20 protein-coding genes and 2 tRNA genes are annotated in these 20,209 nt (G+C 71.0%); 16 read left to right on the top strand and 6 right to left on the bottom strand.

What is annotated here, in order from left to right; genetic code table 11:
• The first annotated feature begins 99 nt into the window (after window positions 1–99).
• The 3 genes from TR42_RS02600 to dusB all read left to right on the top strand — a co-directional run bounded on the left by TR42_RS02600 (window position 100) and on the right by dusB (window position 4,214).
• Entirely contained in the window at window positions 100–1,485 is a 1,386-nt protein-coding gene (locus TR42_RS02600; protein ID WP_042212759.1) for a glycine--tRNA ligase, read from the top strand.
• Between the two features lie 2 nt (window positions 1,486–1,487).
• Window positions 1,488–2,726, top strand: coding sequence for a YibE/F family protein (locus TR42_RS02595; protein ID WP_052405524.1), 1,239 nt, complete (start codon window positions 1,488–1,490; stop codon window positions 2,724–2,726).
• Window positions 2,727–3,050: 324 nt separating this feature from the next.
• Window positions 3,051–4,214 (top strand): tRNA dihydrouridine synthase DusB, encoded by a 1,164-nt coding sequence (gene dusB, locus TR42_RS02590; RefSeq protein ID WP_236623300.1) that lies wholly within the window; start codon window positions 3,051–3,053, stop codon window positions 4,212–4,214.
• A 75-nt stretch (window positions 4,215–4,289) separates the two neighbouring features.
• Here dusB and TR42_RS14035 read toward each other — a convergent pair whose 3' ends face one another.
• Window positions 4,290–5,708: an HNH endonuclease signature motif containing protein gene (locus TR42_RS14035; protein ID WP_052405523.1), complete on the bottom strand. Its 1,419-nt coding sequence runs from the start codon at window positions 5,706–5,708 to the stop codon at window positions 4,290–4,292.
• Window positions 5,709–6,005: 297 nt separating this feature from the next.
• Here TR42_RS14035 and TR42_RS02580 point away from each other — a divergent pair, with 297 nt between their 5' ends.
• Together TR42_RS02580 and TR42_RS02575 are read left to right on the top strand one after the other, a co-directional pair.
• On the top strand, window positions 6,006–6,572 hold the full coding sequence (locus tag TR42_RS02580) for a dihydrofolate reductase family protein (RefSeq protein ID WP_042212755.1): 567 nt from the start codon (window positions 6,006–6,008) through the stop codon (window positions 6,570–6,572).
• Window positions 6,573–6,621: 49 nt separating this feature from the next.
• Window positions 6,622–7,887 (top strand): deoxyguanosinetriphosphate triphosphohydrolase, encoded by a 1,266-nt coding sequence (locus tag TR42_RS02575; RefSeq protein ID WP_042212753.1) that lies wholly within the window; start codon window positions 6,622–6,624, stop codon window positions 7,885–7,887.
• 25 nt (window positions 7,888–7,912) lie between these two features.
• On the opposite strand, the gene TR42_RS02570 is transcribed toward TR42_RS02575, so the two are convergent.
• From TR42_RS02570 to TR42_RS02555, 4 genes are read right to left on the bottom strand one after another with little or no spacing between them, the layout of a single operon-like run.
• Complete coding sequence (locus tag TR42_RS02570) at window positions 7,913–8,893, bottom strand: DUF368 domain-containing protein (RefSeq protein ID WP_042212751.1); 981 nt, start codon at window positions 8,891–8,893, stop codon at window positions 7,913–7,915.
• Window positions 8,890–9,306: a hypothetical protein gene (locus tag TR42_RS02565; RefSeq protein WP_042212749.1), complete on the bottom strand. Its 417-nt coding sequence runs from the start codon at window positions 9,304–9,306 to the stop codon at window positions 8,890–8,892. The genes TR42_RS02570 and TR42_RS02565 overlap by 4 nt, the downstream gene beginning before the upstream one ends.
• A complete protein-coding gene (locus tag TR42_RS02560; RefSeq protein ID WP_042212746.1) occupies window positions 9,303–9,725 on the bottom strand; it encodes a hypothetical protein in 423 nt (140 codons plus the stop codon). The genes TR42_RS02565 and TR42_RS02560 overlap by 4 nt, the downstream gene beginning before the upstream one ends.
• Window positions 9,725–10,180 (bottom strand): DUF6941 family protein, encoded by a 456-nt coding sequence (locus TR42_RS02555; protein WP_143058872.1) that lies wholly within the window; start codon window positions 10,178–10,180, stop codon window positions 9,725–9,727. Before TR42_RS02555 ends, TR42_RS02560 begins: the two co-directional genes overlap by 1 nt.
• Window positions 10,181–10,291: 111 nt before the next feature.
• Here TR42_RS02555 and dnaG point away from each other — a divergent pair, with 111 nt between their 5' ends.
• The 6 genes from dnaG (at window position 10,292) to TR42_RS02525 (ending at window position 16,554) form a co-directional block, all read left to right on the top strand.
• Window positions 10,292–12,253 (top strand): DNA primase, encoded by a 1,962-nt coding sequence (gene dnaG, locus TR42_RS02550; RefSeq protein WP_042212981.1) that lies wholly within the window; start codon window positions 10,292–10,294, stop codon window positions 12,251–12,253.
• Window positions 12,254–12,445: 192 nt separating this feature from the next.
• A complete protein-coding gene (gene phnD, locus TR42_RS02545) occupies window positions 12,446–13,471 on the top strand; it encodes a phosphate/phosphite/phosphonate ABC transporter substrate-binding protein (RefSeq protein WP_042212742.1) in 1,026 nt (341 codons plus the stop codon).
• An 84-nt stretch (window positions 13,472–13,555) separates the two neighbouring features.
• Entirely contained in the window at window positions 13,556–14,326 is a 771-nt protein-coding gene (gene phnC / locus TR42_RS02540) for a phosphonate ABC transporter ATP-binding protein (protein WP_081953125.1), read from the top strand.
• Window positions 14,323–15,135: a phosphonate ABC transporter, permease protein PhnE gene (gene phnE / locus TR42_RS02535; RefSeq protein ID WP_052405522.1), complete on the top strand. Its 813-nt coding sequence runs from the start codon at window positions 14,323–14,325 to the stop codon at window positions 15,133–15,135. Before phnC ends, phnE (TR42_RS02535) begins: the two co-directional genes overlap by 4 nt.
• Complete coding sequence (phnE, locus tag TR42_RS02530) at window positions 15,132–16,019, top strand: phosphonate ABC transporter, permease protein PhnE (RefSeq protein WP_052405521.1); 888 nt, start codon at window positions 15,132–15,134, stop codon at window positions 16,017–16,019. Before phnE (TR42_RS02535) ends, phnE (TR42_RS02530) begins: the two co-directional genes overlap by 4 nt.
• A gap of 94 nt (window positions 16,020–16,113) precedes the next feature.
• The gene (locus TR42_RS02525) at window positions 16,114–16,554 is read left to right on the top strand and encodes a hypothetical protein (protein WP_042212738.1); all 441 of its coding nucleotides are present in this window, start codon (window positions 16,114–16,116) and stop codon (window positions 16,552–16,554) included.
• A gap of 65 nt (window positions 16,555–16,619) precedes the next feature.
• Here the strand turns inward: TR42_RS02525 and TR42_RS02520 are convergent.
• Window positions 16,620–16,692, bottom strand: a tRNA-Asn gene (locus TR42_RS02520).
• Window positions 16,693–16,810: 118 nt separating this feature from the next.
• Between TR42_RS02520 and TR42_RS02515 the strand changes: the two genes are divergently transcribed.
• From TR42_RS02515 to TR42_RS02500, 5 genes are all read left to right on the top strand, one after another.
• Window positions 16,811–16,884: transfer RNA gene (locus tag TR42_RS02515), tRNA-Ile, on the top strand.
• Window positions 16,885–17,128: 244 nt separating this feature from the next.
• A complete protein-coding gene (dinB, locus tag TR42_RS02510) occupies window positions 17,129–18,325 on the top strand; it encodes a DNA polymerase IV (protein ID WP_042212736.1) in 1,197 nt (398 codons plus the stop codon).
• Window positions 18,326–18,501: 176 nt separating this feature from the next.
• A complete protein-coding gene (locus tag TR42_RS15380) occupies window positions 18,502–18,951 on the top strand; it encodes an acyltransferase family protein (protein ID WP_052405520.1) in 450 nt (149 codons plus the stop codon).
• Complete coding sequence (locus TR42_RS14510; protein WP_074789106.1) at window positions 18,861–19,598, top strand: acyltransferase family protein; 738 nt, start codon at window positions 18,861–18,863, stop codon at window positions 19,596–19,598. The genes TR42_RS15380 and TR42_RS14510 overlap by 91 nt, the downstream gene beginning before the upstream one ends.
• 298 nt (window positions 19,599–19,896) lie before the next feature.
• Window positions 19,897–20,100, top strand: a complete 204-nt coding sequence (locus tag TR42_RS02500; protein WP_042212734.1) for a cold-shock protein — start codon at window positions 19,897–19,899, stop codon at window positions 20,098–20,100.
• The last annotated feature ends 109 nt before the right edge of the window (window positions 20,101–20,209 follow it).

Genomic DNA, 20,209 nt, shown 5'->3' with positions numbered 1-20,209 from the left:
GCAAGGGTCGAACGGCGCCCGGCACGCGCATCGTCCCGGGGGCGTCGCGCCGCTAGACTGTCGCGAGCGATTCCGACCCCCTTCCACAAGGAGCATCACGTGGCCGCACCCAGCCGTCTCGACAACGCCATCTCGCTCGCGAAGCGCCGCGGCTTCGTGTTCCCCTGCGGCGAGATCTACGGAGGCACGCGCTCCGCGTGGGACTACGGGCCGCTGGGCGTCGAGCTCAAGGAGAACATCAAGCGCCAGTGGTGGCGCGCGATGGTCACCTCGCGCGACGACATCGTCGGTCTCGACTCGTCCGTGATCCTGCCCCCGCAGGTGTGGGAGGCCTCGGGCCACATCGCGGCCTTCGTCGACCCGCTGGTCGAGTGCCTGTCCTGCCACAAGCGCTACCGCGAGGACCACCTGCTCGAGGAGTTCGAGGAGAAGAAGGGTCGCGCGCCCGAGGGCGGCCTCGCCGAGATCGCCTGCGCCGCATGCGGCTCGCGCGGCCAGTGGACCGAGCCCAAGATGTTCAACGGCCTGCTGCGCACCTACCTCGGCGCCGCGTCGGACGACTCCGGCCTGCACTACCTGCGTCCCGAGACCGCGCAGGGCATCTTCATCAACTTCGAGAACGTCATGCGCACCGCGCGCCAGAAGCCCCCGTTCGGCATCGCGCAGGTGGGCAAGTCGTTCCGCAACGAGATCACGCCCGGCAACTTCATCTTCCGCACCCGCGAGTTCGAGCAGATGGAGATGGAGTTCTTCGTGGTGCCCGGCACCGACGAGGAGTGGCACCAGCACTGGATCCAGACCCGCAAGGACTGGTACACGGACCTGGGCATCGCCGAGGACAACCTGCGCCTCTACGAGCACCCGCAGGAGAAGCTCTCGCACTACTCGAAGGGCACCACGGACATCGAGTACCGCTTCGGCTTCCAGGGCTCGGAGTGGGGCGAGCTCGAGGGCATCGCGAACCGCACCGACTTCGACCTGTCGACGCACGCGAAGCACTCCGGTAAGGACCTCTCGTACCTCGACCCCGCGACCAACGAGCGCTTCGTGCCGTACGTGATCGAGCCTGCCGCGGGCCTCTCGCGCTCGCTCATGGCCTTCCTGGTCGAGGCCTACACCGAGGAGGAGGTGCCCACCGCGAAGGGCGGCACCGAGACCCGCACCGTCCTGCGCCTCGACCACCGCCTCGCGCCCGTCAAGGCCGCGGTGCTGCCGCTGTCGAAGTCCGCGGACCTGGTCCCGACCGCCGAGAGCCTCGCGAAGGAGCTCCGCGGCGCGTGGAACATCGACGTGGACGTCACCCAGTCGATCGGCAAGCGCTACCGCCGTCAGGACGAGGTGGGCACGCCGTACTGCATCACCATCGACTTCGACACCCTGGACGACCAGGCCGTCACCATCCGTGACCGCGACACCATGCAGCAGGAGCGCGTCGCGCTCTCGCAGGTGAGCGGCTACCTCGCGCAGCGCCTCATCGGGGCCTGACGGTGGGGGCGGGGCACTCGCACTCCGAGCGCCCGCCCCGGGCGTCCGCGGCGACGACGCGCCTGCTCTGGGCGCTCGTGCTCGGCGTCCTGGGCGCCGTGCTCGTGGGCGCGGTGGCCACCTGGCCGTCGACGTGGGACACCCTGGGCTCCGAGAGCCTGCTGTACGAGGACGCCCGGCGGCTCGACGCCGAGGTGGTCTCGGTCGACGAGGAGACCGGCGGCTACACCGTCGAGATCACCACGCCCGGTGACGAGGGCGAGCGAGCGATGTCGCCGACCGGCATCCCGTCGCTCGAGCTCGGTCCGGGCGACGCGGTGCGGGTGGTCGAGGTCGATCCCGCGCAGCCGGTGATCTTCTCGGACTTCGAGCGCGGCTCGCCGATCCTCGCTCTGCTCATCGTCTACGTGGTGCTGGTGCTCGCGGTGGCGTGGTGGCGAGGGCTGGGCGCGCTGCTCGGCCTGGTCGCGGCCTTCGGCATCGTCGCGTTGTACACGGTGCCCGCGCTGTTCGACGGGGCGAGCCCCGCGCTCGTGGGCCTCGTGACGTCGGCGGGCGCGCTGTTCGTGCTGCTCTACGTCGCGCACGGCCCCAACGCCCGCACGACGACCGCCTATCTGGGCACCATCGCCGGCCTCTTCGTCACGGCGATCCTCGGCACCTGGGCGGTCCGGGCGGCTCAGATCCCCGGAGTGCCGGACGAGGCGCAGATCAACCTCGCGTACCTCGACGGCGACATCTCGCTCAGCGGCCTCGCGTTGTGCGGGCTCATGCTCGCGGGGCTCGGCGTCCTCAACGACGTCACCATCACGCAGGCCTCGGCCGTGTGGGAGCTCGGCGCGGCACGCGCGGACCTCGGGCCGTGGCAGCTGTTCCGCCGCGGCATGCGCATCGGCCGCGATCACATCGCCTCGACCGTCTACACGATCGCCTTCGCGTACGTCGGTGCGTCGCTGCCGCTCATCATGCTCATCTCGATCTACAGCGACCCGGCGTCGACCGCGATCACCTCGTCGGAGATCGCGGGCGAGGTGGTCCGGACGCTCGTGGGGTCGATCGGCCTGGTGCTCGCGGTGCCCCTCACGACGGCCATCGCGGCGCTCGTGGTCGGGCTCGGCGGGGAGGAGTCGGACGATGCGCCGGGTACCGGGCCGGACGATGCGGAACCCGGCACGGTATCGGGCCGAGCGGCCGTCGAGGTCACTTCGGCCGATTCGTCCCGGGATGTGACCGAATCGTGATGATTTCCACTGATTTGCCCCGTTCCTCTTGACGTGCCATATGTGCTGGCCCCACGCTTGTCTTGGCGGGCATTCAGGGGTGCGATCGCATCCTCTGGGGGGACACGGGCGAATGCCACCGTCCCTCATTGACCGTCGCGGCTGCGCGCCTGGTCGCTGCGCCGCGGCGCCTCGCGCCCGGGCTTTCCCTCAGCGGCCCGGGCGCGAGTGCGCCTGCCGACGCGCGGGGCGTCTCTGCTGAGGCGCCCGCGGCCGCTCGCCCCGGTAGCGGGGTGAGGCGCGCGACCTGCTGGGTCCCGTCCGAGTCCTGAGACAATGGACGCCATGACCCCGACCACCCGCCTGCTCCCGCCGCTGCGCATCGGTCCGCTCGAGGTGGACACGCCCGTGATCCTCGCGCCGATGGCCGGCATCACCAACGCCGCCTTCCGCCGCCTGTGCCGCGAGCATGGCGGTGGCCTCTACGTGGCGGAGATGGTGACGTCGCGCGCGCTCGTGGAGCGCACTCCGGAGTCGCTCCGCATCATCGCGCACGATCCCGACGAGACGCCGCGCTCGGTCCAGGTCTACGGCGTGGATCCGGCGACCATCGGCGCGGCGGTGAAGATGATCTGCGAGGAGGACCGCGCGGATCACATCGACATGAACTTCGGCTGCCCGGTGCCCAAGGTGACGCGCAAGGGCGGGGGAGCGGTGCTGCCGTGGAAGCGCGACCTGTTCCGCGACATCGTGCGCGCGGCCGTGCGGGAGGCGTCGAAGTTCGACATCCCCGTGACCGTGAAGATGCGCAAGGGCGTCGACGACGATCACCTCACCTATCTCGATGCGGGCAAGACCGCGGAGCGGGAGGGGGTGGCCGCAGTCGCGCTGCATGCGCGCACGGCCGCCGAGTACTACAGCGGCACCGCGGACTGGGAGTCGATCGCGCGTCTCAAGGGGACCGTGACGTCGATCCCGGTGCTGGGCAACGGCGACATCTGGGAGGCCGAGGACGCGGTCCGCATGGTCGAGCAGACCGGTTGCGACGGCGTGGTCGTCGGACGCGGTTGCATGGGCCGGCCGTGGCTCTTCGCCGACCTCCAGGCGGCCTTCGAGGGGCGCCCCGAGCGGGTGCAGCCCGGCCTGCGGGAGGTCGCGGACGCGATCTACCGGCACGGCCAGCTCATGGTCGCGCACTTCGGCGACGACGAGGACAAGGCGATGCGCGAGATCCGCAAGCACATGTCCTGGTACCTCAAGGGCTACCCGGTGGGCGGCGAGGTCCGTCGGTCGCTCGGCCTGGTGACCACGCTCGCCGAGCTGCGGGGGATCCTCGACACGCTCGACCTCGACTCGCCGTACCCCGGTTCCGAGGCGGAGGGGCCGCGCGGTCGTCAGGGCTCGGCGCGGGTGCCGGCGTGCCCGGAGGGCTGGCTCGACACGCAGGACATCACGCCGGACCTGGAGATGCGTCTGCGCGAGGCCGAGTTGAGCGTCTCCGGCGGCTGACTCGGCTTTCCGCGCGTCCGGCGCGCACACCCGTGCGGCGCTCACCGGGTGGGTGGCGCCTTCGGTGCGGGGTGGTCAGACGGGGATGGGTTCGCGGTGGTCGCGGGGTTGTCCTGGCGCCGGTTCGTGTGCCGGTTCGCGTTCGTGTGTTCGTGCTCGCTCCGGCCCCGTCCGCCCGATGTCGACGTGGAGGGCTGCTCGTCCGCCTTGTCGGGGTGTCTGTTTCGGGTCGATGGTTCTGGGCGGGGTGAACCACACCTCGGTGGTGGTGGCTTTGACGGTCCAGCCGTCGTCGTGGATGCGGTGATGACAGCGGGTGCACAGCAGCACCCCGTTGGCGAGGTTCGAAGGCCCGCCGCGGCTCCATTCTTGGATGTGGTGCGCGTCGCACCAGGACACGGGCGCGTGGCAGAAGGCGCAGCCGCCGTCCCTCTCGGCCAACGCGATCCTCTGCGCCGGGGTGAAGTACCTGCGCGCGTAGCCCACATCCAGGGCTTGCGACCCCGCACCAAGGACGACGGGGAGGATCTTCGCGTCGACGGCCATCCGTCGCAGCTGGCCCGCGCTCATCGGAGTCGAGACCGCATCGCACGACCCCAGTCCGAGTCCGGTCCGCAGTCCAGGCTCATCGACGCGCACGACCACCTGGGTCGACACTCCTGAGCCAGGCTCGTCGCAGCGCATCCCGTGGCGGGCCAGTCCGACGAGCGCGTCGGCGCGGATCCGTCCGGCCTCGCCGGGCTCGGCCGGCCCGAGGCCTTCGTTGCGACGCCGGGCGAACGCGTCCCTGACTTGCGCGTCGAGCCAGGTCTTGATGACCGCCCCCGACGCAGGATCCACGACTCCGTTGAGCGCGACCATCCCGTCCGCCCGCTCCGACACGCTCACGTACCTGTCGGCGCGTTGACGCTTCTCCCGCGCCTCCCATCGGTCGAGGTCCCACCGTGCGGTCACGTCGAGGCAGGCCTTGCGCAGATCGGCAAGCGCTAGCCGCTGAGCTTTCGCCACGAGTCGTGCTTCGAGGGTCTCGTCGGCGCCGTCGAGGCGGTCGAGGGTGTCCTTCAGCAAGGCCGCCTGCGCCGCCGACAGGGTGCCCGCACGCAGGGCGGCCGCGACCTGCGACCACCGCGGCGCAGGTATGACCCCCGCCATCGCACCCGACTCGGCCGGTGCATCGCCCCCAGAGAGGAGCTCGCCGGCGGCGATGAGGTCACGTGCGTCCTTCGCCGAGCTGCCGGTGGTCTGCGCGACCATCCCGACCGCGTTGCGATGCCCATGCCGGCGCGCCATCCCACCGCCGGCGCCGTCGGAGCGCTGTGCGACCGCACCGGCCAACAACGCTCCCCGCACGTCCACGAGCCGCCGGATCCGCGCCCACGCGGCCTGCCGGGCGGCGACATCGGCCTCGCTCAGCCCCGCCAGCACGCCAGGCTCAGCGGGCACGAGCACGTCCAATGCCCGCTCCACCGCCGCTGCAGCCTCACCGATCTCCATGACCACCAGTCAACCACCCGGGTCTGACACTCAACCCCGGATATCGCCCCTGGTACCTGTGGAAATCGACACCAGTTTCCGACCTGGGGACATCGCCGACGGGGTGGGCGGTGGGAAGGTCCGGTGGCGGGCGGCGGAAAGCCCCGCGACGGGTGGCGGGAAGCCTCGCGAACGGCCACGGGAAGGCCCCGCGAAGGGCGTGGGCAGGGCCACCGCGAACGCCGCCGGGACAGCCACCCATGCGGCCGTGCGGACGGTCGACGCGCCAACCGCCCCACCCGGCGCTACCGTGACCGCATGGCCAAGGTGCGCGCGTTTCTCGCGATGTCCCTCGACGGCTTCGTCGCGGGTCCGGACGACAGCCTCGACTGGCTCGAGCCGCGACCTCGCGGCGCCGCCCCGGTTGCAGCCCCGCCCTGGTCGGAGGCGCCGGAGGACGCGCTCGTGTTCGCGGACTTCCTCGATCAGATCGGCGTGATCGTCATGGGACGGCGCACGTACGACATCGTCGAGGGGTTCGACGACTGGCCGTACGGCGAGATCCCCATGCTCATCGCCACGCACCGACCGCTCGCGCACCCGCTCCCGACCGTCGCCGCGACCCACGGCACCCTCACGGAGATCATCGCGCAGGCGAAGGAGGTCGGCGCCGGGCGCGACATCTACATCGACGGCGGCACCATGGTCCGCGAGACGCTCGCGGCCGGACTGCTCGACGACCTCATCGTCACGCTCGTCCCGACGGTGCTCGGCGGCGGCGTCCCGCTGTTCGCGGGCACTCCCCGCACCGCGGAGCTCACGGTGCTGAGCGTGACGCGCTACGGCGACGGCCTGGTCCAGATGCACCTCGACTGCCGCAGGTAGGAGCCCCGACGGTCCCAACGCACCGCATCGTGCCCGCTAGAGTCGACATGTGAGCGCTTTTCCCGACGGCTACGCCGCAGCGGACGTGCAGCGCTACGTCCAGGAGCCCCCCAAGCAGGCGCAGCGCACGCCGTTCGAACGCGACCGTGCGCGCATCGTCCACTCGAGCGCGCTGCGCAGGCTCGGCGCCAAGACCCAGGTGCTGGGCGCCGGCACGGGCGACTTCGTGCGCACCCGCCTCACGCACACGCTCGAGGTCGCCCAGGTGGGCCGCAGCCTCGGCAAGGTGCTCGGATGCGACCCCGACGTGGTCGACGCGGCGTGCCTCGCGCACGATCTCGGCCACCCGCCCTTCGGGCACAACGGCGAGCGCGCCCTCGACGAGGTGTCGACCGACATCGGCGGCTTCGAGGGCAACGCCCAGACGCTGCGCCTCCTCGTGCGGCTCGAGCCCAAGTCCTTCCACCCGGAGACGGGGGAGAGCGTGGGCCTCAACCTCACCCGCGCGGTGCTCGACGCGAGCGTGAAGTACCCCTGGACCGAGGACGCCACCCCGACCCGTCCCGACGGCCGCCCGACCCGCAAGTTCGGCGTCTACGAGGACGATCTCCCGGTCTTCCACTGGCTGCGTGAAGGTGCGCCCGACCGCGGTCAGAGCTTCGAGGCGCAGGTGATGGACCTCGCGGACGACATCGCGTACTCGGTGCACGACGTCGAGGACTCCGTGGTCCACCACACCGTCTCGCTCGGGGTGCTCCGCGACCCGGGCAGGGCCCGCGAGATCGCCGACCACGCCCGCGAGTGGTACGGCAGGGGAGAGCCCGACGCGCTGCTCGCCGCGCTCGAGCGCCTCCACGCGCAGCCGTGGTGGATGGACGAGTACGACGGCTCCCACCGCGCCCTCGCGACCCTCAAGGACATGAGCAGCCAGCTCATCGGACGCGTGGTGGGCACGGTCGCCGAGGCGACCCGCGAGGCCTACGGCGACGGTCCGCACACCCGCCATCACGCGAGCCTCGTCATCCCCGAGGAGCTCGCGGACGAGATCCTCATGCTCAAGGGCATCGCCGTGCACTTCCTCATGGCGCCGCGTGAGAAGAAGGCGGCCTACCGCCAGCAGCGCGAGCGGCTCGTGGACCTGGTCGGGGCGCTGATCGAGCTGGGGGACAGCGCGCTCGAGCCTCACTTCGCGGTGATGCACCGCGAGGCGGCGGACGATGCGGCGCGCAAGCGCGTGATCATCGACCAGGTGGCGTCGCTCACCGACAAGTCGGCGTACGACTGGCACCACCGGTACGTGGTGCGCCGACGCTAGACGCCGTTCAGCAGGGACGAACGGATCAGGCCTGCGCGTCCGCGGGCGCCTCCGCGGCCCGCGCGACCATCCGGTGCTCGACCACGAGCACCGCGACGACGAGCGCCGCACCGAGCACCATCGCGATGAGCGGACCGGCGAGCGAGCCGTACGGTGCGACCCGCGCCCCGTCGGCGTCCTGCCACGGCCACAGCGCGACCAGCGATCCCGCCATCACGCCCGTGAGCGCGACGAGGGTGATGCGGCGGTGGTGCTCGAGCAGCCACTGCAGCAGCTTGACGATGGTGACGAGGCCGATCGCGCAGCCGGTCGCGAACAGCGCGAGGTAGCCGAGGTCGCGGTCGTTGAGCGCCGCGATGGTGGGCTCGTACAGGCCCATGGTGAGCAGCAGGAACGAGCCCGAAAGCCCGGGCAGCACCAGCGCCGACACCGCGAGGGCGCCGGCGGGGACCAGCACGTACGGCTCGGGGGAGAGGTTGCCGCCGGGCAGCGACACGACGACGGCGACCACGATCGCGGCGACCGCGGCGAGCGCCCATTCGCGGGGACCCCACGAGCCCGTGCGGCCGTCGCGGGTGGCGGAGGCGCGCGAGTGGCGGAACGGCACCGCGAGCGAGGCGAGCACGAGGCCGAGGAACAGCCCGCGCATCGTCTCCGGGTGGTCCTCGAGCAGGCCCTCCATCACGTGCGCCATGGTGACGAGCGCGACGCCCATGCCGACGAGGATCGGCACCACGATGGCCCAGCGCACGTGCGCGAGCTCGCCCTTGGCCCGCTCGAGCCCGCGACCGCGCAGCCCGTCGGTCAGACCGAGGCGGATGCCGCCGATGAGGTGGCCGGCCGAGGTGAGGAGCGGCTCGTAGACGCCGGTCATGAGCGCGACGGTGCCGCCGCTGACGCCCGGCACCGTCTCGGCCGTGCCGATCATGATGCCGCGCACCAGGTTGAGCACGAGCGCGAGCGGCCCGCGGCGGGTCTGCTCCGGGGACTCGGGTGCTGCGGTCATCGGGCGTCTCCTGAGCTCGGGGCGGGTTCGCTCGATGAGAGCACGGCGCGACGCTCCCGCACAAGCATGACCAGAGCGACGATCGGGAGCACCAGCGGCACCCACCCGTAGGCCGAGCCGTAGCCGGTCCACACGGTCTCGTCGGCCCACCAGGTCGGCTCGACGTAGCCGAGGGTCCCGACCACGAGCACGCCCGCGAGCTCGATCGCGGTGCCGACGAGCGCGACGCCCGCCCACCGCTTCCACAGCGCGATCGCGATCACCAGGTACAGCGCCGCGGAGACCCCGGACACGAGGTACGGCACGGGCGCCTCGGCCAACTTGGTCGAGATCTGGTAGCTCGACCGGCCGAGAGCGGCGAGCGCGAGCACCGCGTACGCGACGATCAGCGCGATGCGCGCGACGTAGTTCATGCTCCGGACTCCAAGATGACGAGGATGCGCCACGACACGACCGCGATCGCGACGGCGACGATGAGCGCGGACGCGGCGTCTACGCGCGCGATCTGCACGGGGGACAGGACGGGTCGGTTCGGATCGGGATCCGCGGCGGCGGCCTCAGGGGTGCCCAACCGGCCGATCCCGAGCAGCGCGAGCAGCGCCACGGAGGCGATGAGGTACCCGAGCGTGAGGATGAGGTCGACGTCCGCGCCGGAGAACAGGAGCACGATGACGGTCACGGCCTGGAGCGCGACCGCGCCGATGGTGACCGGGACGGCCCACTGCACGGCGCGGTGAAGTCTGGGGAACGCGAGCGTGGCCGCGCCCGCCAGAGCGAGCGCGGCGCACACCACGAGCACCAGGGGGAAGACGACCCCGGTGTAGACGGCCACTAGGCGCGCGGAGCCGCCTGCTGCACGCGCATCGGCAGGCGGGTCATCTCCTCGCCGTCCACGCTGATGACCCACGAGAAGAGGCGGGGCTTGTCGAAGCGCAGTCCGTCGATGGTGAACGCGAAGCTGGCGACCTGCTCGTCGCCGTCGACCAGGTGCGCCGGTCGGCCCACCGTGAACTCGCCACCCATCGCGCGGACGGGGGCGGGCTTGCCCTCGGCGTCGGGACGGATGCCGATCGGGTACTCCACGCCGTCCTCGGTGAGGAGCTTGAGCTCGAACTGGTGCGTCTGGTTCGTCGCGGTGAACGGCACGTGGACGATGGCACCCACCGCGAGGCGGCGGTGCACGGCCGGGAAGCCGTTCACGAAGATGATGTTCCACCCCGCGCCCAGCGCGTAGATCTTGTTCTGCACGACCTCGGCCGAATCGGCGAGGAATGCGTCCACTCTCACAACAGGGTCCTTTCTCAGGGTGCGCGTCAAGCCTAGCGCCACCCGGTGACAGGCTCGCGACAAGCGGGGACGATGCGCGGCATCGTCCCCGCCCCCGAGTAGTCTGTGCGCGTGGCTGGGACGATCAACAGGGACGACATCGCGGCGGTCCGCGAGCGGGCCCCGATCGAGGACATCATCGGGCAGCACGTCTCCCTCAAGTCCGCCGGCGTCGGATCGCTCAAGGGACTGTGCCCCTTCCACGACGAGCGTTCCCCCTCGTTCCACGTCCGTCCGGCGGCCGGCCGCTGGCACTGCTTCGGCTGCGGCGAGGGCGGCGACGTCATCGAGTTCGTCATGCGGATGGACGGCCTGCCGTTCGCCGAGGCGGTCGAGTACCTGGCCGAGCGCGCGGGCGTGACGCTGCGCTACGAGGCGGGAGGCCGCCGCTCGTCCGAGTCCGGCGCGAGCATGCGCAGGCGCCTGCTCGAGGCGCACCGCGTCGCCGCGGAGTACTTCCGTGCGCAGCTCGCGACGCCCGAGGCGCGCATCGCCCGCGACTTCCTGCGCGAGCGCGGCTTCGATCGCGAGGCGGCCGAGCACTTCGGCTGCGGCTACGCCCCGCAGGGCTGGTCGCACCTCACGGATCACCTGCGCAAGAGCGGCTTCACCGAGCCGGAGCTCAAGGCGTCCGGCCTGGTCTCCGAGGGTCAGCGCGGCGTCTACGACCGCTTCCGCGGACGGCTCGTGTGGCCCATCCGGGAGGTGACCGGAGACGTCATCGGCTTCGGCGCGCGCCGCCTGCACGAGGACGACCAGGGCCCCAAGTACCTCAACACCCCCGAGACCCAGATCTACAAGAAGAGCCACGTGCTCTACGGCCTGGACCTCGCCAAGGGCGCGATCCGCAGCGAGCGCACCACCGTGGTGGTCGAGGGCTACACCGATGTCATGGCCTGCCACCTCGCGGGCGTCACCAACGCCGTCGCGACCTGCGGCACGGCCTTCGGCGAGGACCACGTCAAGGTGGTGCGCCGGCTCATGGGCGACACGGGTCAGACCCAGCTCAAGGTCGGCTCGCACGGCGCCAAGGTGGTCTTCACGTTCGACGGCGACGAGGCCGGGCAGAACGCCGCGCTCAAGTCCTTCGCGCTCGATCAGCAGTTCCTCGCGCAGACCTTCGTCGCGGTCGACCCCGAGGGCATGGACCCGTGCGACATCCGTCAGCGCGACGGGGACGATGCGGTGAAGCGCCTCATGGAGCGTCGCGTCCCGCTGTTCGAGTTCGTCATCAAGGCCTCGCTCGCGGCGCACGACCTCGAGACCCCCGAGGGGCGTGTGGCCGCGCTGCGCACGGCGGCGCCGATCGTCGCGCAGATCCGCGACCGCGCGATCCGCCCCGAGTACGGCAGGCGGCTCGCGGGCTGGCTGGGCATGGAGCCGGCCGACGTGCTGCGTGCGGTGTCCCAGGCCGGGTCGCGGGGGAGCGGGGCATCGTCCCCCGGTCGCGCGCACGGCGGCGGTGCGCCCGCGCCGCAGCAGGCGCCGCCGCCGTACGATGACGGTCCTCCGCCGATGGATCCTGAGACCGGGCAGATCGTCACGGTGAGCGCCGCGCGGCCCAACCCGCGCGATCCCGTGGTGCGCGCCGAGGCGCTGTCGCTCGGCGTGCTGCTGCAGGCGCCTCGGGCGATCGTCGAGGAGGCGCAGGCCTTCGCGATCTACGGCGAGCTCTCGCGAGAGGCGTTCGTCACGGCGCAGTACGCGCAGGTGTTCGACGCGATCGCCGCGGCAGGCGGTCCGGCCGATGCCACCGCGGACTGGGTGGGGGCCGTCGTCGAGCAGGTGGGCCCCGACCTCGCGTCGCTGGTCTCGCAGCTCGCCGTCACGCCGCTGCCGCACGACAAGCCGGCGGAGGCGGGTGTCTACGGGCGCTCGGTGCTCGCGCGCCTGCTCGACAACTGGCTCACCCGGCGGATCGCGGACCTGCGCGGGCGCATGCAGCGCGCCGGGGCGGGCACCGATGCGGCGCAGGAGGCCTTCGCGGAGATGCTCCGCCTCGAGGCCCGCCGTCGCGAGCTCCGCGAGCTCTGACACGCGCCCGCGAAACCGGCGCGAAGCCGTCGCTTGCGACGGCGCGGTGAACGCCGTGTTACAGGGATGCAAACTCTTGGCAACTTGCTTACCAGGGCGTTCGCACGGTCGCTAGCGTGCCGGACAAGGCCGCGTCGGCGCGGTTCTCTGCCGCCGGACGGGCGGCGTCATCCCACGAAAGGTGTCATTGTGATGAATCGTGCGTTCGCCTCGACCGCGCTCGCGGCGGGGCTCGTCCTCGCCGTCGCAGGCTGCTCCAGCTCCGACGGTGCTGAGGCGGAGGAGTCGGTCACCCCGGAGGAGACCGCGATGGCCGAGGAGACCACCGAGGCGGTCGACAAGCTCACGCTCGCGCTCGTCCCCTCGGACGAGGTCGACCAGCTCGTGACCGACGGCGAGGTCCTCGCCGAGCTGCTGAGCGCCGAGCTCGGCGTCGAGGTCGAGGTCTTCGTGCCCGACAGCTACAGCGCGGTCGTCGTCGCGCTCCAGACCGACCAGGCCGACATCGGCTTCCTCGGCCCGATCGCGATGACCCAGGCGGTCGACGAGGCCGGCGCCGTGCCGGTCCTCCAGTCGGTGCGCTACGGCTCCTCGAGCTACGTCACCCAGTACTTCACCAACGACCCCGACACCTTCTGCCTCGACGACGTCGTCACCGAGGCGGACGACGAGGGCATCAACTACTCGTACTGCAACGGCGCCACCGGCTACGACGGCCCGCAGGGCGAGGACGCGCTCGCGCTCATCGACCCGTCGTCGCAGATCGCGTTCGTCGACGAGTCCTCGGCCTCCGGCTACTACTACCCGGCGACCCAGCTCCAGAGCATCCTCGGCATCGACCCGCTCGTCGACCTCACGGGCTCGTTCTTCGCGGGCGGGCACCCGCAGTCGGTACAGGCGGTCTACGACGGTGACGCGGTGGTCGGCACGTCGTACAACGACGCGCGCGGCAACCTCGCGGAGGAGTTCCCCGACGTCGGCGAGAAGGTCGTCGTGTTCGCGTACTCGTCGAACATCCCGAACGACGGCGTGGTGCTCGCGGGTGACCTCGACTCGTCGCTGCAGGACGAGATCACCGCGGCGCTGATGGCGCTCGCGGAGACCGAGGAGGGCCTCGCCGCCCTGGACGCGGTCTACAACATCGAGGGCCTCGAGGCGGCGGACACCGCCGCGCTCGACGAGGCGCGCCAGGTCGCGGCGAACTTCGGCGAGAGCTGAGGCGCACCAGCCTGAACCATGCGGTGGTCGCGCCCCCTCGCGGGGCGCGGCCACCGCGCAGCCCTCTCACGGAACAGTGACCTCATGATCGAGCTGAAGGACGTCACGGTCCGCTACCCCAACGGCGTGGTGGGCCTCGACGGCGTGAACCTGACCATCCCGGACGGAGAGTTCGTGGTGGTCGTCGGCCTGTCCGGGGCCGGCAAGTCGACCCTCATCCGGACCATCAACGGCCTCGTGCCCGTGACCTCGGGCGCGCTCCTCGTCGACGGCGAGGACGTCGCCGGCGCCTCCAAGCGCGAGCTGCGCGCGATCCGCTCGCGCGTCGGCATGATCTTCCAGTCGTTCAACCTGGTGAAGCGCACGTCCGTGATGAACAACGTCATCATGGGCCAGCTCCACGACATCCCGTCATGGCGCGCGCTCGTGGGTCTGTGGAGCAAGGCGGAGAAGGAGAAGGGCTATCAGGCCCTCGAGCGCGTCGGGATCGTCGAGAAGACGTGGACGCGCGCCTCGGAGCTCTCCGGCGGCCAGCAGCAGCGCGTCGCCATCGCTCGGGCCCTCGCGCAGGACCCGTCGGTGATGCTCGCGGACGAGCCCGTCGCGTCGCTCGACCCGCCCACGGCGCAGATGGTGATGAAGGACCTGCAGCGGATCAATCGCGAGCTGGGCATCACCACGCTCGTCAACCTGCACTTCCTCGACCTCGCACGGCAGTACGGCGACCGGGTCATCGGCATGCGCGGCGGCAAGGTCGTGTTCGACGGCACCGGCGCCGAGGCGGACGATGCGGTGTTCGAGCGCATCTACGGACGCTCGCTCACCGCGGACGACACTCTGGCCGAGACCGCATGAGCGCTGCGGCTCCCACCGCTCCGGCCTCGCGCGTCGTCCGGCCCCGCAAGCCCCGGCCGTCGCGGCTGCTCATCGGCGGCCTCGTCGTCGCCGCGGCCTTCACCTGGTGGGCCGGGCACTCGCTCGGCTTCTCGCTGCGACCGCTGATCGAGAACTGGTCGAACGGCTGGGTGGTGATCGAGCAGTTCCTCCATCCGCAGTGGTCGTTCGTCTGGCGCGTGCGGGAGGCGTGGGTCGAGACCATCGCGATCGCGATCGTGGCCAGCGGGGTCGGCGTGATCCTGGGCCTGGTCTTCGCCTTCATGGCCTCGCGCGTGACGGATCGCTCCACCGGGCTGTTCCGGGCGACGCGCTGGTTCCTCTCGGTGCTGCGCTCGTTGCCCGACATCGCGTACGTGCTCATCTTCGTGGCACTCGTGGGCATCGGCTCGCTTGCGGGCATCCTCGCGCTGATCCTCTTCAACATCGGCATCGCGGCGAAGCTCACCTCCGAGACCATCGACGCGGTCGACAGTGGGCCGCTCGAGGCGGCCGACGCCTCGGGTGCCGGCACGTGGGCACGTGCCCGGTGGGCCGTGATGCCGCAGATCACGCCCAACTACCTCTCGTACTGCCTCTACATCTTCGAGCTCAACATCCGCTCGTCCGTGGTCATCGGCATCGCGGGCGGTGGCGGCATCGGCCAGGTCATCAACGTCCAGTTCTCGCGGTTCGAGTATGAGAACGTCGCCGCGATCACGGTCGCGCTGTTCGTGGTGGTGCTCCTGATCGACCAGCTGAGCCAGTACCTGCGCCGGAGGTTCGTGTGAGCGCCCCGCCCGTGACCGCATCGTCCACCCGCACCGCGCGGCCCGCGGAGCCGTCCAAGGCGAAGGCGACGCTCGTCTGGATCGCACTGCTGGTGATCTTCGGGGGCGCGGCCTTTCTGTCGAACGCACGGTGGAGCCAGATCACCGGGGTGTTCACCGACGGGTGGCGCTACCTCGAGCTCATGCTCGAGGGGCTGGTGCAGAACCCGTTCGCGGAGCCGTGGTCCGGCTACTGGACCCTCGCCATCGAGAAGATGCTCGAGTCCGTCTACATGGCCTGGGTGGGCACGCTCATCGGCGCGCTCATCTCCATCCCGTTCGGCTTCCTCGCGGCGCGCAATGTCGCCGGTCCCGTCACGGTGCAGCTCACCCGCGCGGTGCTCAACCTCATCCGCGCCGTGCCCGAGCTGGTCTTCGCGATCATCATCATGCTGCCGATCTTCGGCTTCGGGCCCGTGGCCGGAACGGTCGCGCTCGGCGTGGGCGCGGTCGGCACGCTGGGCAAGCTCACCGCGGAGGCGCTCGAGGGCATCGACCCCGGCCCCGTCGAGGCGGCCCGGGCCTCGGGCGCGCGCAGACTCTCCGTGCTGCGTTGGGCGTACTGGTCGCAGGTGCTGCCCGAGGTGGTCGCGTTCTGGCTCTACCGCTTCGAGATCAACATCCGTGCGTCCGCCGTGCTCGGCATCATCGGGGCCGGCGGCGTGGGGCAGCTGCTCGGGCAGCTGTTCGGGCAGCGTGAGTGGGAGCAGATCGGCATCACGCTCGCGGTCATCATCGCGGTGACGCTCATGGTGGACGCGATCTCCGGGGGCATCCGGCACCGCATCATCGCGGGTTCGGGGTCCGGCGCGAAGGCGACCGAGGAGGAGACCGCGAGCCTCTGACGGCCGCAGGCATCGTCGCGGGGCGGTCCCTCCTCGGGAGGGGCCGCCCCGCGCGCTGTAGCCGTCCGTGGCGCGTTTTGCTAGCGTCCGAAGGGTGGACGCGGCCCTCGCGATGCAGGAGCGGGCGCGTCGCGATGTCGACGCGCTCCGTCTCTGCGACGTGCCGTCCGTGCGGGAGCTCCGCGACCTCAGACTCGCGACGCTGTCGCGCCACGCGCGCCGCCTCGCCCGTCGCACGATGCGCGCGGAGGGGACGCTCCGTCCCTGGTACGCGCGCTCGCCGGTGCTCATGGTCGCGCTGCCGCTCGCGCTCGCCTGGGGAGTGCTCTTCACGAGCATCCCGGCGTTCTTCCTCGCGGTGGTGGTGCTCGCGTGGGGGCTGACGTCGGAGCCGCGCCTCAGCAGGGCGGAGCGGGTCGAGTACACGCGCGTCATGACCGCGTACCGCAACGCGGCGGCCGATGCGCTCGACGCGCGTGCGGACCGCAAGGCGTGGGGGAGCGAGGGGCCGGGGGCCTACGGGCTCAGCACCTGAGCGGGTCGCGGGATCGCGTGCGGGAAGCAGAAGGGCCGGCCCTCGATGAGGACCGGCCCTGATCGCTCCCCCGACTGGACTCGAACCAGTAACCCTTCGATTAACAGTCGAATGCTCTGCCAATTGAGCTACGGGGGATCGCGCTCGAATACTCTACCGGATGCCGGAGGGCTCCGATGACCAATCCGGGCATAACTTGGGTACGGAACGGCGTGGAACGGTGCCGCTAGACTGACCGGCGGCCTCACGGGGTCACGGGCCAGTAGCTCAGCCGGTTAGAGCAGTGGACTCATAATCCATCGGTCGCGGGTTCGAGCCCCGCCTGGCCCACCGCGGGGGATCACTCGTGAATCACGTGGCCGTCGACTCGGTGGGTGCCTGCCCCGCGTTCATCGACACCAGGCCGCCGAACCGCCATGAAGCCCGCCGTGGAGCGCTCGGTGCTCGATCGGAGCGCCTGGTCGACGTCACCCTCGGTGGCGATCGACGTCGATCAACCCTGGGGCAGAGCCCTGCGGTGTCAGGCGGCGGTGAGACCATTCCTTGACGAGTGTGCGGTGGCAGGAGGTGTGGGATGCGCGGCGAGGCGACGGTGCTCCACGCCGACCTCGACGCGTTCTACGCGTCGGTCGAGCAGCGCGACGAGCCTGCACTCCGCGGACGGCCCGTGATCGTGGGCGGCGGCGTCGTGGTGGCCGCCAGTTACGAGGCGAAGGCCCGGGGCGTGCGCACAGCGATGGGCGTGCAGCGGGCGCGTGCGATCTGTCCCGACGCCATCGTCGTCCCTCCCCGGATGGAGGCCTACTCCGCAGCGAGCCGAGCGGTGTTCGCGATCTTCCACGACACCACGCCGTACGTGGAGGGAGTTTCGATCGACGAGGCGTTCCTCGAGGTGGGCGGGCTTCGCCGCCTTGCCGGGACTCCCGAGGAGATCGCCATGCGCCTGCGGGAGCGCGTGCGTGCCGAAGTCGGGCTCCCGATCTCGGTGGGCGTCGCGAGAACCAAGTTCCTCGCGAAGGTGGCGAGCGCGGTCAGCAAGCCCGACGGGCTCCTCGTGGTGGGGCCGGACCGCGAGGAGGCGTTCCTTCATCCGCTCCCCGTCGAACGGCTCTGGGGCGTCGGCGCGGTGACCGCGGAGAAGCTGCACGGCAACGGCGTCTACACGGTCGGGCAGCTGGCCGAGCTCGAGGCGGCGACCGCCGAGCGGTGGCTCGGCAAGGCGGCCGGTGCGCATCTGCATGCGCTGGCCCGGCTCCGGGACCCGCGGCCGGTCGAGACGACCAAGCGCCACGGGTCCATCGGCTCGCAGCGCGCGCTTGGCAATCGGTCGTACACCGAGGGTGAGCTCGGGCTGATCCTCACCCAGATCGTCGATGGCCTCGCGAAGCGCCTGCGCGATCGCGGATCGTCGTGCGCCACCGTGGTGCTGAGGCTTCGCTACGGCGACTTCACGAAGGCGACCCGATCGCGCACGCTCGCCACGCCCACGGATCGCACCGAGGTGGTGCTCGGCGTCGCCCAGCGCTTGCTCGCTGCGGCGGGTCCCGACATCTCCGACAGAGGCGTCACCCTCATCGGTGTCTCGCTCGCGCAGCTGACCAGCGCCGCCACGGTTCAGCCCGAGCTTCCGATCGACTGGCACGACGGGGCGCGCATCGACACCGCCCTCGATGCGGTTCGCGATCGATTCGGCTCCGCCGCCGTCACGCGCGCCGCGCTCATCGGCCGAGACCCTGGTTGGTCGGCGCCGCGGCTGCCTGAACACGGGTAGACGCCTGCAGGGCCGACATGGGCCCGGCGGCGTCGGTGGACTGTGCTGCGCCGCGTGCGCGAGACCGAGCGGTCACTGGTGCTCGACGCGGGCTGACGCGCGGGGGTGGGTTCTCGCACTCGGTGTTCATATCGGCGTAATGCCTGGTTAACGGAGTTTCGGTAGCCTCCGGACCCATGAAGCGGTTGGACGGGCTCACGGGCCTGCGGTGGTATGCGGCCTTCGGCGTGTTCGCCTATCACGTCTCGTACTGGTTCCTCAGCGTTCCCGGCGCCGAGGGTGTGCGCACGGTGTTCGACGGCATGGGTGCGCTGGGCGTGTCGTTCTTCTTCGTCCTCAGCGGCTTCGTGCTCACCTGGGCGCACCAGCCGACCACCTCCGCCTCGACGTTCTACCGGCGCCGCATCGCGCGCATCGTCCCCCTCTGCTGGCTCACCACCGTGCTCGCGTACACCGTGGAGGCCGCCTTCAACCCGGCAACGCGCTGGGGCTGCTCCCCGGGGCGCTCGGCAACTTCACCTTTCTCCAGGCGTGGGTGCCATCGCGACGCTTCTACTTCGGAGGCAACGCGGTCGAATGGAGCGTCTCGGTCGAGATGCTGTTCTACCTCCTGTTCCCGCTGCTGATCGTGTGGATCGGCCGTCGCTCGAAGGCGCAGGTGTGGTGGATCGCTGGCGCGGCCTGCGTGGCGGCGCTCGCGTGCGGCGAGGCGGCGCGCGCGGTCGCAGGCTCCGACGCCTTCGGCGGCCTGTCGCTCTACGTCTTCCCGCCCGCGCGCCTCCCGGAGTTCGTCCTCGGCATCTGCGCGGCGCTCCTGGTACGTCACGGCCTCCCGCGCGTGCCGATGGCCCTCGCCGGTGCCCTCCTGCTCGGTTCCTACCTGGTCGTTCATGTGTTGCCCGCGAGCGACGGCTATGGCTCGGTGCGGTTCTGGTCGTTGCCGATCGCGCTCATGATCGTCGCGACGGCGCAGGCGGACATCGCCGGGGTCGACCATCCGTTCCGCCGTGGCATGACGGTGCGCCTCGGACAGTGGTCTTTCGCGTTCTATCTGGTCCACGCGGTCGTCGTGACCGTGGTGGGGGAGCTGGTCTTCGCGGGGGAGAGTGCGACGCTCGCGGCGGTCCTCATCGGGGTGGTCGTCGCCTTCGGTGGGAGCCTGCTGCTCTCGTGGCTGCTGTTCACCTACGTCGAGACGCCGGCGGAACGAGCGATCAGAGCCTCGACGTGGGTGCCGCGCCTGCCCGGCAGGGCCCAGCCGAGCCTGGACTGAGGGGGAGCGCCGGTGCCACGTCGGATGTCCGGGCCCGATGCCGTACACTGGACGCCGCGAGCACACGCTCGTGCTTGTCGAGACTGGCAAGTTCAGACTCCGAGCATCCATCCTGGCGCTCGGACGATCGCCCGGAGGGCATCGTCCGTTGGCGCGGGCCCCGAGCCCCGCACGAAGCGCCTCTTCCAGACTCCCGCGCCCGGCCGTAAGGTCGAGGCGCCGGGTACTCCCGCACGTCGGCATCGCCGGCGCCGCATCACCGGCCGCTGAGCGGCCAAAGAAAGTAAGGAAACACATCATGGCTACTGGCACCGTCAAGTGGTTCAACGCCGAGAAGGGCTTCGGCTTCATCGCTCCCGACGACGGCTCGGCCGACGTCTTCGCGCACTTCAGCGCGATCAACACCTCGGGCTACCGCACCCTCGAGGAGAACCAGCGCGTCGAGTTCGACCCCGAGCAGGGCCAGAAGGGCATGCAGGCGGCCAACATCCGCCCGCTGTAACCCGTCGCTCGCGACTGCAGGGCCCGTCCGGGCGCGCCTTCGGGCCGCGCCGGGCGGGCCTTCGTCGTACCCGGGGACGATGCGTCGCGCTGCTGCATGAGCGCACGGA

The organism is Demequina mangrovi, assembly GCF_000759715.1.
GTDB classification, from domain to species: domain Bacteria; phylum Actinomycetota; class Actinomycetes; order Actinomycetales; family Demequinaceae; genus Demequina; species Demequina mangrovi.
Note: the sequence above shows the minus strand (reverse complement) of the source record. Positions and strands in the feature narration are given on the sequence as shown.